The sequence below is a fragment of the Pseudomonas sp. GW456-L12 genome (assembly GCF_059424045.1).
Genome location: NZ_JBWKZA010000032.1, coordinates 1 through 14,438, shown reverse-complemented (window position 1 = coordinate 14,438; position 14,438 = coordinate 1). Strand labels below are relative to the sequence as shown.

Annotated in this window: 9 protein-coding genes, 1 rRNA gene and 1 pseudogene; 8 read left to right on the top strand and 3 right to left on the bottom strand. The window is 63.8% G+C overall.

Annotation, left to right across the window (positions count from 1 at the left end):
* Positions 1 to 545 precede the first annotated feature (545 nt).
* From AC07Y9_RS27165 to AC07Y9_RS27150, 4 genes are read left to right on the top strand one after another with little or no spacing between them, the layout of a single operon-like run.
* Positions 546 to 1,322, top strand: coding sequence for a DUF3050 domain-containing protein (locus AC07Y9_RS27165; RefSeq protein WP_053259165.1), 777 nt, complete (start codon positions 546 to 548; stop codon positions 1,320 to 1,322).
* On the top strand, positions 1,319 to 2,248 hold the full coding sequence (locus AC07Y9_RS27160) for a diiron oxygenase (protein WP_102680787.1): 930 nt from the start codon (positions 1,319 to 1,321) through the stop codon (positions 2,246 to 2,248). Before AC07Y9_RS27165 ends, AC07Y9_RS27160 begins: the two co-directional genes overlap by 4 nt.
* 15 nt (positions 2,249 to 2,263) lie before the next feature.
* Positions 2,264 to 5,698: a non-ribosomal peptide synthetase gene (locus tag AC07Y9_RS27155; protein ID WP_102680786.1), complete on the top strand. Its 3,435-nt coding sequence runs from the start codon at positions 2,264 to 2,266 to the stop codon at positions 5,696 to 5,698.
* A 23-nt stretch (positions 5,699 to 5,721) separates the two neighbouring features.
* A complete protein-coding gene (locus tag AC07Y9_RS27150) occupies positions 5,722 to 6,186 on the top strand; it encodes an SRPBCC family protein (RefSeq protein WP_007927311.1) in 465 nt (154 codons plus the stop codon).
* A 243-nt stretch (positions 6,187 to 6,429) separates the two neighbouring features.
* Here AC07Y9_RS27150 and AC07Y9_RS27145 read toward each other — a convergent pair whose 3' ends face one another.
* Both AC07Y9_RS27145 and AC07Y9_RS27140 read right to left on the bottom strand, forming a co-directional pair.
* On the bottom strand, positions 6,430 to 7,215 hold the full coding sequence (locus tag AC07Y9_RS27145; RefSeq protein ID WP_370686837.1) for a methyl-accepting chemotaxis protein: 786 nt from the start codon (positions 7,213 to 7,215) through the stop codon (positions 6,430 to 6,432).
* Between the two features lie 69 nt (positions 7,216 to 7,284).
* Positions 7,285 to 8,310, bottom strand: a pseudogene (locus tag AC07Y9_RS27140) (HAMP domain-containing protein); the annotation flags it as partial.
* A gap of 312 nt (positions 8,311 to 8,622) precedes the next feature.
* Between AC07Y9_RS27140 and AC07Y9_RS27135 the strand changes: the two are divergent.
* The 4 genes from AC07Y9_RS27135 to AC07Y9_RS27120 all read left to right on the top strand — a co-directional run bounded on the left by AC07Y9_RS27135 (position 8,623) and on the right by AC07Y9_RS27120 (position 13,977).
* Positions 8,623 to 9,123, top strand: a complete 501-nt coding sequence (locus tag AC07Y9_RS27135; RefSeq protein WP_009041561.1) for a sigma-70 family RNA polymerase sigma factor — start codon at positions 8,623 to 8,625, stop codon at positions 9,121 to 9,123.
* A 5-nt stretch (positions 9,124 to 9,128) separates the two neighbouring features.
* On the top strand, positions 9,129 to 10,139 hold the full coding sequence (locus tag AC07Y9_RS27130; RefSeq protein WP_102680785.1) for a FecR domain-containing protein: 1,011 nt from the start codon (positions 9,129 to 9,131) through the stop codon (positions 10,137 to 10,139).
* A 103-nt stretch (positions 10,140 to 10,242) separates the two neighbouring features.
* Positions 10,243 to 12,738 carry a TonB-dependent siderophore receptor gene (locus AC07Y9_RS27125; RefSeq protein WP_102680784.1) on the top strand — a complete coding sequence of 832 codons (2,496 nt, stop codon included), beginning with the start codon at positions 10,243 to 10,245 and terminating at the stop codon, positions 12,736 to 12,738.
* Positions 12,739 to 12,801: 63 nt separating this feature from the next.
* On the top strand, positions 12,802 to 13,977 hold the full coding sequence (locus tag AC07Y9_RS27120) for a PepSY-associated TM helix domain-containing protein (protein WP_102680783.1): 1,176 nt from the start codon (positions 12,802 to 12,804) through the stop codon (positions 13,975 to 13,977).
* A 188-nt stretch (positions 13,978 to 14,165) separates the two neighbouring features.
* On the opposite strand, the gene rrf is transcribed toward AC07Y9_RS27120, so the two are convergent.
* Positions 14,166 to 14,281, bottom strand: a 5S ribosomal RNA gene (gene rrf / locus AC07Y9_RS27115).
* Between the last annotated feature and the right edge of the window lie 157 nt (positions 14,282 to 14,438).

Genomic DNA, 14,438 nt, shown 5'->3' with positions numbered 1-14,438 from the left:
CCCACGCAAGGAGCCCAGCGACTGGAGGGCATGACCGGGATCGGCTCCCGCATGCCTTCTCCCAGATATTCAACGACTTCAACTCAGCGCTTCGAAGTTTGCTTCGAGTGAGGCATTCACTCAGCGTTAAAAATTCTGACTTATATAAGTCGGAAGGGGCAACTTCATCTCAACAAAACTTCAACCAGAAGTTTTGCAGCAACTTGTCGCGCGACAAAAATACAAGTTAGAAAAGTATTATAAAAACAACTTGCCCGACACTTTTTCCTGTATTAGTTTTTTCTCCGCCGACATTAAACAACGTCGAGCAGCCGTTCATGAGCACCTGGAAAGCCTCGGCCTTATTGGCTCTCGCAAGCCCATAGCGCCAAGACGACGGTTCTTTAACGGATAGACAGGCCAGCACTATAAAACTTTCCAGTTTATCAACTCAGGTTTGAGGCCCCTGTTCGCCCGCAATAAATAATTACTGATTAAAACGCCTATACGAGCCGCAACTAATCGGCCAATCAAACACATTTGAACATCTCAGACAGGTAGCCTAAATGAACGCCAGCAAAGAACTTCTCGACGCCCGCAAGGCCACACTCAGCGCCCATCCCATTTTTGCCGAAATCAACACACTCGCGGTTCTTCAACGCTTCATGCAGGCCCATGTTTTCGCCGTGTGGGACTTCATGTCGCTGACCAAGCGCCTGCAACAGGAACTGACCTGCGTGCGCCTGCCCTGGCTACCGCCGCGGGACCCTCGCGCCGCGCGGCTGATCAACGAGATCGTGCTCGGCGAAGAGTCCGACGATCGCCCCGGGCAAGGCCATTACAGCCATTTCGAGCTGTACCTGGACGCCATGCGCGAAGTCGGCGCCACCACCGGGGTCGTGGAACGCTTCGTCGCGCTGCAACAGGAGGGCGTGAGTTTCGACACCGCCCTGCACAGCGTCGACGCCGACCCGGCTGCCAGCGCCTTTGTCCGCCAGACCGTGCACACCGCCGTGCAGGCGCCGGCCCATTGCGTGGCGGCGGCCTTTCTCCATGGCCGGGAAAGCGTCATCCCGCGGATGTTCCAGCGCATCCTCGACGACTGGGGCATCGGTATCGAGCAGGCGCCGACCTTTCGCTACTACCTGCAACGCCATATCGAAGTCGACTCCGACGACCACGGCCCGGCCGCGGAACAGCTGCTGCAGCGGCTGGTGGCTGGCGACCCGCAACGCCAGCAGGAGGTGTACGCGGCGGCCATCGCCGCGGTGGACAGCCGCATCGCCCTGTGGGACGGGCTGCGCCTGAGCATGGCCGAATCGGCAATCGGGGTGAGCGCATGAACGCCCTCGACTACCAATCCTTCGCCGACACCTGGGAAGAGCGCGCGACCATCCGCACCCGGCCGCGGCGCATGCTCGAGGACGACGACAAGCTGATCTATCCCCTGAGTCGCCAGCCCCTGGTGCACAGCCAGAGCTTCCTCGACCACTGCGCCCATCTGCGGGATTTCGTGCTGGTGCAAAGCCTCTACAAGTTCATCAACGACGTGGTGATCTTCGAGACCGAGCTGGTGGACAAGACCGCCCGCAACATCGCCAAGAATCGCTTCGCCATTGCCTTCCCCTTCGCCTGTCGCTACGACGCCATGACCGTGGTAGTGGACGAGGACTACCACGCGCTGGTGGCGATGGACTTCATGCAGCAGACCATCGCCATGAGCGGCATCGAGCCCATCGAGCTGCCCCGGGAAATCGAACTCAGCCGGGCCATCCCCGCCGCCCTGCGGCTGGCCCCCGCACACCTGCGCGACGCAATGGAACTGGTCTGCGTGGCCATCGCCGAAAACACCGTGACCAACGATGTCGCCGCCTTCGCCAAGGACGACACAGTCAAGCAGTCGATCAAGGGCCTGATGGCCGACCACCTGCAGGACGAAGGCCGGCATTCGGGTTTCTGGTCGCGGCTGGTGCGCATCTATTGGCACGGCGCCAGCGATGCCGACCGCGCGGAGATCGCCCGGGTGCTGCCGCTGTTCATCACGCAATACCTGACCAACGACATTCAGAAGGACTTCGACTTGCGGCTGATCGAGCAACTGCCCGTCGTCGCCCCGATCAAGCAGGCGCTGCGCGAGGAGGCAGCCGCCCTGGCCTACCCGATCAACCGCCATCACCCGCTGATCGCCAACATCCTGCGCTTCTTGCGCAACAGTTCGATGCTGGATTCGGCCTGCGTCCAGGACGCACTGGCCGACTACCTACCCTAACGGAGGGACCCGAGCATGAGACGCCTCGACATCGTGTTGACGGGCCGCAGCCAGGCCCTGAACGAACTGGCCATGGAGCTGGAGCGCCACGGCCATCTGGTGCGGCGGCTGGACTCGCCGCAAGCCATCGCCAACGCCGAGGGGCTGCGGCCCCATCTGTTGATCGACGACGGCAGCCTGAGGGATTCACCACCCCTCGCGGCGGACACCACGCGCCTGGAGTTGCGCATCGCCCTGATCGCCCAAGCGGCGCCCGGGCTGCCGCAGGTACGCCTGTTCCACCACCACGGCACCCGGCTGATCGAGCAGGCGAGCCTGCCGCCGGAGGCCAGCGGCAATGGCCAGGCCCTGCGCGGCAGCGCGGTGGCCAGGCTGGTCGCCAGCACCACGCGGCTGATCAGTGGTTTTTCCCGCGGCGCGGCGTTTTTCCAGCAGCTCGCGGCCCTGGACGAACCCAGCGAACCGCTGCTGGGCCTGGAACACCTGGACTCGCTGGCCTTCGAGCACCGGCACAATCCACAGCCGGCACCGACCTTGCTGCGCGAGATGCAGGTGCCGATCGCCCAGCGCCTCGACCAGAGCCTGCTGGCCTTCGCCCAGCGTCCGGCCTTGAACATCCAGGGCGTCGACTACAGCTACCAGACCCTGCATCGGCTGAGCCGCAACTTGCAGCGGCAGATGCTGCGACACCTGCCTCCCGCCTCTGACCGACCACCGGTGATCGGCCTGTGCCTGCCCAAGTCGGCGGTGCTCTATGCCGCGATTCTCGCGACCTTCGGCTGTGGCGCGGTGTACTTGCCGCTGGACCCGGAGCACCCGGTGCAACGGCGGCGCTACATTCTCGACAACGCCGGCGCCGCCCTGCTGCTGCACGACGGCTGCGAAGACCTGGCCGACCTCGAGATGGCGCAACTCGATGTACGCCCCCTGTTGCATGACGCCGCCGAGGACTGCCTCCCGCTGCTGCGCCAGGCACCGCCGCCAGAGGCGCCCTGCGTGGCGATCTACACCTCGGGCACCACTGGCCACCCCAAGGGTGTGTTGCTCAGCCAGGGCAATCTCAGCCACTTCTGCGCCTGGTACAGCGGCCATGTCGAGCTGGATCCAGACAGCCGGGTGCTGCAGTTCTCCACCATCAACTTCGACGCCTCGCTGCTGGATATCCTGCCCACCTTCCTCTGTGGCGCGCTGCTGGTGGTCCCCGACCAGGACCAGCGGCGCGACCCGCGGCAACTGCTGGCCCTGCTCCAGCGCCAGCGGGTCAGCCACGCCTTCCTGCCGCCGGCGCTGCTGAGCATCCTGCCCCTGGAGCAGCCGCTGGGCCTGCGGCATCTGGTGACCGGCGGCGACGTCTGCGAACCCTTCGTCATCCAGCGCCTGGCCGACCAGTGCGCGCTGCACAACATCTACGGCCCGACCGAAACCACGGTGCTGGCCACCACCCGCCGCCTGCGCGTCGACGACAACCCGCGCAACCTCGGCCTGCCGATCGCCAACAGCCAGGTGCTGATCCTCGACGAACAACTGCAACCGCTGCCCGACCGTACCCCCGGCGAGCTGTACCTGGCCGGGCCGGGTGTCGGCCTCGGCTACCTGAACAACCCGGCGCTGAGCGCCGAACGCTACCTGACCCTTGACCTGCCGGACGGGCGCCGGCTGCGGGTCTATCGCACCGGGGACATCGGCCAGTGGACCGAGAGTGGCATCGAGATCTGCGGGCGACGGGACAACCAGGTGAAGATCCGCGGGTTCCGGGTCGAACCCGAGGAGATCGAGCATTGCCTGCGCGACGGCCAGCTGTTCCGCCAGGTGGCGGTGGTGATCGACGAACAGCGGCGGATCCTCGCCTACCTGGCCCAGCCGAACGCCGCCGGCGCTGCGCTGCAAACCCTGCGCGAGCAGGTGCGCCAGCGCTTGCCGGACTACATGCAGCCCAGCGCCTACATCGAGCTGCCGAGCATGCCCTGCACCGCCAACGGCAAGGTCGACCGCCGCGCCCTGCTGGCCCTGCCGCGTACATCCGGCAGCAACCGCCAGCGACGCCTGCCACAGAACGCCACTGAACGGCGCCTGCTGGAGTTGTGGGCCGAGCTGCTGGAGCTGCCGGCCGAAGACATCGGCACCGACGACAGCTTCTTCAACCTCGGCGGCCACTCGATTTTGCTGTCGCGCCTGCTGCTGGCGATGCGCGAACAGTTCGGCCGCGGCCTGTCGATCAACCGCTTTATCGAGGCGCCGACCCTGAGCAACCTGGCGACCCTGATCGACGGCGCCGCCCACGACGGCCCGGACGCGTCCCTCGATCAGGTGTTCGCCGATGCCAACGCCGAACTCGACCTGCAAGTGCTGCCCACCAGCCAACTGGGCGATGTGCACAAGGTGCTGGTCACCGGCGCCAACAGTTTCCTCGGCGTGCACATCGTCCAGGCGCTGCTGGAATGGGGCGCCAGCGAGGTGGCCTGCCTGGTGCGGGAAACGCCCACGCAATCGGCCGCCGCGCGTTTTGCCCAGGCCCTGCGCGACAACCGCCTGGAGCATCTGGACCTGAGCCGGGTGCGGGTGCATGCCGCCGACATCAGCCAGCCACGGCTGGGGCTGGCGGCGGATGTGTACGAACGCATCGACCGCGAATACGGCGCGCTGGTGCACAACGCCGCCAACGTCAATCACGTGCTCGATTACCCGGCGCTGGCGCGCGACAACGTCGAGCCGCTGTTCGAGTGCCTGCGCCTGTGCGAAGGGCGCAGCAAGAAGGTCTTCAACTTCGTCTCGACCCTGTCCGCCTCCAGCAGCGTCGACGCCCAGGGCCGGGTGCTCGAACAGCCGCCCGCGGCCACCCCGCCGATCTACATCCGCAACGGCTACAACCTGTCCAAGTGGGTCGGCGAGCGGATCCTGCAACGGGCCCGCGAACAGGGGGTGTGGGTCAATCTCTATCGCCCGGGCAACATCAGTTTCAACAGCCAGACCGGGGTCTGCCAGCCCCACCGCAACCGCCTGATGCTGATGCTCAAGGGCTCGCTGCAACTGGGCCAGGTGCCGCAGCTGGCGATGAACTTCGACCTGATGCCGGTGGACTTCCTCGCCCGCTTCATCGCCTTCCACGCCAACCGTTATCAGCCGGCCCACGCGGTGTTCAACCTGCACAACCCGCAGCCCTTGAGCTGGGAGGCCTATGTCGCCTCGTTCCGCGAGGCCGGGCGCGAGTTCCGCATGGTCAGCGTCGCCGACTGGCAGCGCCAGCTGGGCCGGGTCGACCGCGACAACGCGCTGTTCGGCGTCCTCGGCTTCTACCTCAACGGTTTCGAGGAAGACATCGGCGACATCTCGCTGATCGGCCACGCCAACGCCGAGGCCGGGGTGCGGCGCATGGGCGCCGACTACCCGCCCAAGGACCCGGCGCTGCTGCGCAAGGGCTGCCAATACCTGAAAGACATCCGTTTTATCTGAACCCACCCACGCTGGAGAACACCATGAAAAACCTGCAACCCGACACCCTGATCAAGAACCCGAACGCCTGCCAGGTCCTGTCCACCGTGGACATCGGCGCCGATGCCCGAAGCGTCTGGAACATCGTCGGCAACTTCGCCGGCTTCCCGGCCTTCATTCCCGCGTTGTCGCACATCGAAATGACCGGCGAGGGCGTGCGCTCGGTGCGCAAGAAGTTCTTCCACGACGGCAACATCGTGATCGAGCAACTCAACTCACGGGACGATCAGGCGCGGTACATGACCTGGAGCCTGATCTACGACACCCTGGGCATCGGCAACCTGTGGGCGGCCATGAGCGTCGAAGCCCTGCCCGGCGAACGGGCGCGCGCCACCTGGCGCATCGTCGCCGACCCGGCCGAAGGCGGTGCCGAGGTGGCGGCCTTCCAGGGGTTCCTGCAAGGGTTTGCCGATGAGGCAATGGGCAATGTGCAAAGGATGTTCGAGTAACGCTGAAAATGCCCCTGTAGCCGCTGCCGCAGGCTGCGATCGACGCCGAAGGCGGCGCAAGGGCTTGAGATCGCTGAAGGCCTGCGGCCTTTTCGCAGCCTGCGGCAGCGGCTACAGGGGTTCGGAGACCGGTGGAGAGGGAGGCGGTCCGAAGTACGGCAAGGGGTGCCGATGGGCTGGTCGGACAGGTAAAAAACGCGATGAGCCATACCGGCCTCATCGCGTTTTTCAGGGCAGTGCGGGTCAGATCTTGAAGCTGTCCACCAGTTGCTTCAGGCGGTTGGCCTGCAGCGACAGGGCATCGCAATCCTTCAGGGTTTCGTTGAGGTTGGCCACGCCCTGCTGGTTCAGCAGGTTGATCTGGCTGATGTCGACGTTGAGGGTTTCCACCACGGCGGTCTGCTCTTCGGTGGCGGCGGCCACCGACTGGTTCATGCCGTCGATCTCGGTGATGCGCTGGGTCACGCTGACCAGCCGCGCGCCGGCCTGGTTGGCCACTTCGACGCTCTCTTCGCTGGACGCCTGGCTGGCGTTCATGGTCGATACCGCTTCGCGGGAGCCGATCTGCAGCGAGGTGATCATCTTGTGGATCTCCTCGGCCGATTCCTGGGTGCGATGGGCCAGGTTGCGGACCTCGTCGGCCACCACCGCGAAACCGCGACCGGCTTCACCGGCGCGCGCTGCTTCGATGGCCGCGTTGAGCGCCAGCAGGTTGGTCTGCTGGGAGATGCCTTTGATCACATCGAGGATGTGGCCGATGTTGTCGGTGCTGGCGTTCAGGGTTTCGATCTGGGTGCAGGACAGGCTGATCTTCTGCGACAGCTCGGTCATGGCCAGGATGGTTTGTTCCACCACCTGGCGACCATCGTCGGCCTGCTCGCTGGCGCCGCTGGCATGCTGCGAGGCATCGGCGGCGTTGCGGGCGATTTCCTGGGTGGCGGCGCCCAGCTGGTTGATCGCCGCGGCCACGCTGTTGGTGCGCGCGCTTTGCTCGTCGGAACCGATGATCGACGCGTTGGACGAGGCCATCACGCGCTGGGACAGATCATGCACCTGGCGGGTGGCCGAGGACACTTCGGAAATCGACGCATGGATACGTTCCACGAACTGGTTGAACGAGCCGCCCAGTACGCCGAACTCGTCCTTGCTCTCCACCACCAGGCGGCGGGTCAGGTCGCCCTCGCCCTGGGCAATGTCCTGCATTGCGCGGCCCATGGTGGTCAGCGGACGCATCAGCACCTGGATCAGCAGGCTCAGCAGCACGGCAATCGCGGCCACGGCGATGAACATCGCCAGCAGCGCCGAGGTGCGGAACTTGCTCAGCGGGGCGAACGCCTTGTCACGGTCGATGGACAGGCCGATGTACCACTCGGCATTCGGCAGGCCGGTCACCGGGGTGAACGACAGGATGCGTTCCTGGCCGTTGAGCAGCACTTCCTGGGTGCCTTTCTGGATATGCACGTTGGCGCCCGGGTAGACATCCTTGAGGTTCTTCATCACCTGGTCCTTGTCCGGGCTGACGATCACCTGCCCGTCCGCGCTGACCAGGAAGGCATGGCCCAGGCCGCCGAAGTCCACCGAGTTGATGATCTTCACCAGGGTTTCCAGGCTCAGATCGCCCCCCACCACGCCCAGCAACTGGCCGTCCTTTTTCACCGGCATGGCGATGGTCACCACCAGCCCGCCAACGGCCGCCATGTAGGGCGGGGTCAGCATGGTCTTGTCGGCCGCCACGGCCTGCTTGTACCAGGGACGCTGACGCGGGTCGTAGCCGTCCGGCATCTTCGCGTCAGGTCGCTGGGTGAACACACCGTTGACCTGGCCCACGTAGGTGAACTGGAAGTTCGTGGTGAACGCCGGCTGGTCCACCAGCCCCGGGAAGTCAGCGTTGGCGCCCTGGTGGGCGACGTTCTGCGAGAGGTTCTCGAGCACCAGGATGCGTCCGCTCATCCAGTTCTGGACGCTGCTGGAAGTGAGGTCACCCGCCTGCTCGATGGACGATTCGAGGTTCTGGCGAATGGTGTTTCGCTGCAGATAGTCGTTGTACAAAGTGAACAACGCGAATGCCAGAACCACTACACCGGAGGCGGCCAAAAGGATTTTATGGCTGAACTTGAGATTCATGTCATGGGACTTCTTATGCCGAAAGTGGGGATGCGTACGGGATGCAACTTTCCATGTAACAACGCAGGCGGCGTTCTACGACCGCTCTACTTTGGTGCACGCATGGGTCTCACTGTCTGTCGGCACGAGACGGATAAATCTTAGCGATTTGTCAGAAATGTACCTGTTATCTGCAAAAAACCGCTGAACGGCAGGCTAGAGCGGTCGCGTCAGACTTTTCCGTAGCCGGTCGCCCTGCGGCTGTTGCAAAATCCCAACCCCTTGATGACAATGCGACTAATTATCATTTGTGACACCCGGGCAGTCGCATCCATGTCATCACCTGAGTTCGCGGTACAGGCGCTTTACAGCCATCACCATGGCTGGCTCAACACATGGTTGCGCAGCCGGCTGGGCAACGCCGCCGATGCCGCCGACCTGGCGCAGGACACCTTCGTGCGCCTGTTGCAGCGCACCGAACGCCTGGAACTCAAGGCCCCGCGCGCCTTCCTGCGGACCATCGCCCGCGGCCTGGTGATCGACCACTGGCGCCGCGAGGAAATCGAACGCGCCTACCTGGAAACCATCGCCCATCTGCCGCAAGCCCAAGCCCCCAGCGAGGAAGCCCGCGCCCTGGTGCTGGAGCTGCTGGAAAGCATCGCGCGCATGCTCGAAGGCCTGAAGCCGAAAGTGCGCAAAGCGTTCCTGCTGGCCCAGTGCGAAGGCCTGACCCACAAGCAGATCGCCGAACAGATGGGGCTGTCCCTGCGTTCGGTGGAGCGTTACGTGGCCGACGCGCTGTTCCACTGCTACCTGCTGCGCTATGAGGCGTGAGCGCTGTGGATAACCCCTCGATCAATCTGCGCCGGCCCGTGGACCCCAGGCACCTGGTGGTCAAGCAGGCCATCAACTGGATGCTGCGCCTGCGCAACAATGCCGGTAACCCCCGGCTGCTGCAGCAATGCGATACCTGGCGCGCGGCCCATCACGAGCACGAGCTGGCCTGGCAACGGGTGCAATCGCTGCAGCAGGAATTGCACAGCAACCTGCGGGCCGTGCCCGGTGCCCAGGTGGCCTTCGATACCCTGGAAAACAGCGCCCAGCGCCTCGGCCGACGCCAGGCCCTGAAGCTGCTCGGCGGCGTCATGCTGGTGGGCTCCGCCGCGTGGCTGGGCAAGGAGCAACTGGCCTGGCAGCAATGGAACGCCGACTTCGCCACCGCCACCGGCGAACGCCGCGGCTTCCAGTTGCCGGACGGCTCGCGCCTAGAGCTCAACACCGACAGCGCCGCCGACATGGACTTCAATGCCCGGCAGCGGCTGATCCGGCTCAGCCGTGGGGAAATCATGCTGACCTGCAGCCCGGACTCGCAGGCGAGCCCTTCCAGGCCGCTGCTGGTACGGACCCGCCATGGTCTGTTCGAAGGGGTCGACGCCAGTTTCGTGGTGCGCATGGAAGGCGACTGCACGCGCCTGAGTGTCACCGCCGGCAGCGTCGCCATTCATTCGCCGCACACCGCCGATGGCACCTCGGCCCGGGTACAGGCCGGGCAAAGCTACCGGGTCAGTGCATCCCAGGCGGTGCCGGTGCCGCCGCTGGACATGGACGTGGGCGCCTGGGCCGATGGCCTGATCGTCACCCGCAACATGCGGCTGGCGGACTTCATCCACGAGGTAGGACGTTATCGCCACGGTTACCTGGGCTGTGCCGACGAGATCGGCGACCTGCGCCTGTCCGGCGTGTTCCGCCTGGAGGACACCGACAAACTGTTGGCGATCCTCCCGCAAACCCTGCCCGTGCGCCTGCGTTATCGCACCCGCTGGTGGGTCACCTTGGAACGTCTGGCCTGAGACGCTTCAACCCGTTGAAATTTTTTTGGCGGCTTTTTCCCGTGAGTCCGGCTTAGACAGTAAGCACTTCCATCTGCCTTCAGCGACTCAACGGAACCCTTCCATGATTGTGCACTTCCACCACTCCTCTTCTGCACGGCCCATCCTCGGCCTGCGCCATGCCGTGCGCGTGGCCCTGCTTTCCTCGGCGCTGGGCGTCGCCGCCTTGCCTTGCCTGGCACAGGCGGCCGAGACGGGCGCGGCCAGCCTCAGCCACAGCTACAACATTCCCGGTGGCGCCCTGAGCGACGTACTCAACCGCTTCGCCCGCGAGGCCGGCATCACCCTGTCGATGACCCCGGCGCAGCTCCAGGGGCGCCAGTCCGCCGGCCTGAAGGGCGAGTACTCCACCGACCAGGCCCTGGGCCAACTGCTCAACGGCTCCGGCCTGGAAGCGCTGAGCCAGGACGGCAGCAGCTATGTGCTGCGGGCCTTGCCCGAGACCGGCGCCCTGGCGTTGCCGACCACCGATATCAAGGGTTTCGCCCTGGGCAATGCCTTGGGCAGCATGGAAGGCTACAACGCCACCCACAGCCAGATCGCCACCAAGACCAGTACCGCGCTGCTGGAAACCTCGCAAAGCGTGTCGGTGGTGACCCGCGAACAAATGGACGACCAGGGTTCGCAAACCGTGTCCCAGGCCATGCGCTACACCCCCGGCGTGCTGACCAACCCCTACGGCGCGACCCACAGGTACGACTACGTGGCCATGCGCGGCTTCAATGACGGCTCGGTGGACAACATCTACCTCGACGGCCTCAAGTCCATGGGCGACAGCGGTACCTACAGCACCATGCAGGTCGATCCGTACTTCCTGGAGCGGGTTGACATCCTCAAGGGGCCTTCGTCGGTGCTTTACGGCCGCAGCTCCCCGGGCGGCCTGGTGGCGCTGACCAGCAAGAAGCCGCTGTTCGAGCCCTACCATCAGATCCAGGCCACGGTCGGCACCCAGGGCCAGCGCGGCATGGGCTTCGACTTCAGCGGCCCGGTGGACGACGACAAGCGCATCGCCTATCGCCTGACCGGGCTGGCGGACCGCTCCGATACCCAGTTCGACCACAACAAGGAAAAACGCTACGCCCTGGCACCGACCCTGAGCATCGACTTCACCGATGACACCTCGCTGACCCTGCAGGCGTACCTGCAACACGATCCGGACGGCGGCTACCACAGCGGCATGCCGGCCGACGGCGCGTTGCACCCGCGCAACGGCCGGCGGATTTCCGAGAACTTCTTCGAAGGCGAACCGGGCATCGATCGCTACAAGCGCGATCAGCAGTCGTTCGGCTATCAGTTCGAACATCGCTTCAACGATGTCTTCACCGCGCGGCAGAACTTCCGCTATCTGGACTCCAAGGTGAAGCTGGACCAGGTCTACGGCTACGGCTGGACCACACCGACCAGCAACGAGCTGAACCGCTACTACACCGGCGGCGACGAGAAGCTGCATGCGTTCATCGTCGACAACATGCTGCAGGCCGAATTTCTCACCGGCGCGACCAAGCACACGGTGCTGATGGGCGCGGATTACCAGCGGCGCAAGACGGTGGTGGACTGGACCAGCGGCTCGGTGGCACCGATCAATGCGTTCGATCCGGTCTATGGCAACTCGGCCATCAGTTACTACGACCCGGTCAGCTATCTGCGTCGCCTCGAGCAGACCGGCGTCTATCTGCAAGACCTGATCGAGATGGACCAGTGGCGCTTCTCCCTGGGCCTGCGCCAGGACTGGGTGGAAACCTCGGACGAGAACCGCCTGGCCGAAGCCTCGCGCCCGGTGGGCACCGAGATCAATGACAAGCGCACCAAGCTGACGGGCCGCGCCGGGGCGCTGTACCTGTTCGATAACGGGTTGGCGCCTTACATCAGCTATTCCGAATCCTTCAACCCCAACTCCTACGCGGACAGCGCCGGCAACCCGCTGGCGCCTACCGATGGCACCCAATGGGAACTGGGCCTGAAGTACCAGCCACCGGGCACGGATGACCTGTACACCGCGTCGCTGTTCCGCATCGACCAGGAAAACCTGGCCACCAAGCTGCCCCAGGAAAACTTCTATCGCGCGGTCGGCGCCGTACGCTCCCAGGGCCTGGAACTGGAAGTGCACCTGCAGTTGAACGACAACCTCAAGCTGCTCGGCAGCTACACCTTCACCGATATCGAGTACTCGAAGTCGATGATCAGCACCTTGAGCACCGCCACCGACATCATCGAGAACAAGGGCAACTCGCCGACCCAGGCGCCGCGGCACATGGCTTCGCTCTGGGCCGACTACAAGTTCGACAGCGGCTCGCTCGACGGCCTGCGCCTGGGTGGTGGCGTGCGGTACGTCGGCTACAGCTGGGCGGATGCGGAGAACACCATGAAGGTGCCGTCCTACACCCTGTTCGATGCCTCCGTCGGCTATGACCTGGGCAAGGTCGGCCTGAAGGGCGTGGATGTCCGGCTCAATGCCAACAACCTGACCAACGAATCCTACATCGCCTCCTGTGCCAGCCTGAGCTTCTGCTATATGGGCGAGGAGCGAAACGTCGCGGCCACGGTCAGCTACCAGTTCTAATCATTTGTCATTCCCCCGAAGCCAGCGCATGCGCTGGCTTTGTCGTCTCTACGGGAAAATTCCATGCGCGCAATTCTGGTTCTACTGCATCGTTATATCGGCCTGGCCACCGCGGTGTTTCTGCTGCTGGCGGGGCTGACCGGCAGCCTTCTGGCCTTCAATCACGAGCTGGACGAGTGGCTCAACCCGGGGTTCTACGAGGCCCCCGCCGAGGGTCAGGCACTGCCGCCTGGAAGCCTGGTCGACCGTGTGCAGACGCAGCATCCGCGCCTGCAGGTCTGGTACATGGAGTACCCCAACGAGCCCGGACATACCGCGCTGCTCGCGGCGGTGCCCCGTAACGATCCGGCCACGGGCAAACCGTTCGACGACCCCAACCAGGTGTTCTATCTGGACCCGGTCAGTGGCGAGCAGACCGGCAAGCGGTTCTGGGGTGCCTGCTGTTTTCAGCGGGAGAATCTCATCCCCTTCATTCTCGAGTTCCACTACAACCTGACGCTGCCGGGTAACTGGGGGCTGGTGTTGATGGGGCTGGTGGCGATCTTCTGGGTCGTCGATTGCTTCATCGCCTTGTTCCTCACCCTGCCCCGTGGCCGGCCGTTCTGGAAGAAGTGGTCGACCGCCTGGAAGATCAAGGGCGGGCACGCCTATCGTCTCAACATGGATCTGCATCGGGCGGGCGGGTTATGGCTGTGGTTACTGCTGCTGCCGATAGCGATCAGCAGCGTGGCGATGAACCTGCCGAGCCAGGTGTTCAAGCCGGTGGTTTCCTTACTCTCATCGATCGAGCCGAGCGTCTATGAAGCTCGTGGGCGCATGCCCAGCGACCAGTTGGGGATTACCCGGCTCACCTATCAGCAGGCTTATGAACGGACCCAGGAAGAAGGCAAACGGCTGGGCCTGACAGCAGCGATCGGCGAGCTGTATTACAGCTTCGAATACAACTTCTATGGCGCCGGTTTCGGTCAGCACGATACCGAGGCCCACGGTAAGTCGTGGTTGTTCTTTCATGGCACCGATGGACGCCTGCTGGGGCAGGAGATCGCCGGGCAAGGCACCTTGGGCGAACGTTTTTATCGGCTGCAACTGCCGATCCATGGTGGCCGGATCATCGGCTTTACCGGGCAGGTACTTATTGCGGTGTTGGGATTGGTGATTGCGATGTTGTCCGTCACCGGGATCTACATCTGGTGGCGTAAATGGCTGGCCCGCAGAAGCAGCAAGATGCGTCAGCGGTGAGGTGAGGGACAGAGCGGAGGTGCTTCGCTCTGTTCTGATGCTGTGGAGCATAGGTTGGGGGCTGGAGGGGGATTCAGCTCACCTGCTAGGTGACCTGGAGACCTGGCTCGGATGTAAGCCTCAAGGCTTTCAGACGTACAAAAACAAAACCCCTGTCTGCGTCAGCAGACAGGGGTTTCGGAATTCAATCTTGACGATGACCTACTCTCACATGGGGAAACCCCACACTACCATCGGCGATGCATCGTTTCACTGCTGAGTTCGGGATGGGATCAGGTGGTTCCAATGCTCTATGGTCGTCAAGAAATTCTGTGGCCGGACCGTTGGCTCAATAGCCGAACGTGCCAGCAAAATCGGGAACTTCTACAAAAACAAAACCCCAATTGCTTTCGCAATTGGGGTTTCGGAATTTAATCTTGACGATGACCTACTCTCACATGGGGAAACCCCACACTACCATC

What these genes read in the sequence shown, in the direction of transcription:
- AC07Y9_RS27165 (WP_053259165.1), top strand. Translation starts at nt 546, where the DNA reads ATGAACGCCAGCAAAGAACTTCTCGACGCCCGCAAGGCCACACTCAGC.
- AC07Y9_RS27160 (WP_102680787.1), top strand. Translation starts at nt 1,319, where the DNA reads ATGAACGCCCTCGACTACCAATCCTTCGCCGACACCTGGGAAGAGCGC.
- AC07Y9_RS27155 (WP_102680786.1), top strand. Translation starts at nt 2,264, where the DNA reads ATGAGACGCCTCGACATCGTGTTGACGGGCCGCAGCCAGGCCCTGAAC.
- AC07Y9_RS27150 (WP_007927311.1), top strand. Translation starts at nt 5,722, where the DNA reads ATGAAAAACCTGCAACCCGACACCCTGATCAAGAACCCGAACGCCTGC.
- AC07Y9_RS27145 (WP_370686837.1), bottom strand. Translation starts at nt 7,215, where the DNA reads ATGGCCTCGTCCAACGCGTCGATCATCGGTTCCGACGAGCAAAGCGCG.
- AC07Y9_RS27135 (WP_009041561.1), top strand. Translation starts at nt 8,623, where the DNA reads ATGTCATCACCTGAGTTCGCGGTACAGGCGCTTTACAGCCATCACCAT.
- AC07Y9_RS27125 (WP_102680784.1), top strand. Translation starts at nt 10,243, where the DNA reads ATGATTGTGCACTTCCACCACTCCTCTTCTGCACGGCCCATCCTCGGC.
- AC07Y9_RS27120 (WP_102680783.1), top strand. Translation starts at nt 12,802, where the DNA reads ATGCGCGCAATTCTGGTTCTACTGCATCGTTATATCGGCCTGGCCACC.